Origin of the sequence: Mesorhizobium sp. M7A.F.Ca.CA.002.09.1.1 (assembly GCF_003998555.1) — a bacterium.
Taxonomy (GTDB): Bacteria; Pseudomonadota; Alphaproteobacteria; order Rhizobiales; family Rhizobiaceae; genus Mesorhizobium; species Mesorhizobium ciceri.
Window position 1 is genome coordinate 1 of sequence record NZ_RZRR01001626.1, and the last position, 427, is coordinate 427.

Annotated in this window: 1 protein-coding gene; it reads left to right on the forward strand. The window is 60.4% G+C overall.

Annotation, left to right across the window (positions count from 1 at the left end):
• Window positions 1–200 (forward strand): GatB/YqeY domain-containing protein (locus EN994_RS35020; RefSeq protein ID WP_164746606.1); only part of this gene is annotated, 200 nt, incomplete at its 5' end.
• Window positions 201–427: the final 227 nt, after the last annotated feature.

Sequence of the window (427 nt, forward strand, 5' to 3'; positions counted from 1 at the left end):
AGATGGAGATCATCCGCACCTTCCTGCCGACGCAGCTGGATGATGCGGCGGTAACTGCTGCGGCGCGCGAGGCGATCGCCGCGACCGGTGCGGCCAGCCAGAAGGACATGGGCAAGGTGATCGCCGCACTGAAGCAGAAATATGCCGGCCAGATGGATTTCGGCAAGGCGAGCGGCATCGTCAAGGGTCTGCTGCAGTAGGGTGCTGCTCATCTCGTCGCTTGGGTGGCCGACCGGGCGGAATCCAGATCCGTCCGGAATCCAAGTCCAGGAATTGGAACCCGGATAGCGCCGAGATGTTTATCCGTCATGCAACTGGAGAGATGCCATGACTGAGAACGAAACCCGCTATGAAACCGGTGCGACGAAATATCCGGCAAAGACCGATGCCGACGCTTCCGATGAATTCTCCCAGGATGCGGCCGCCA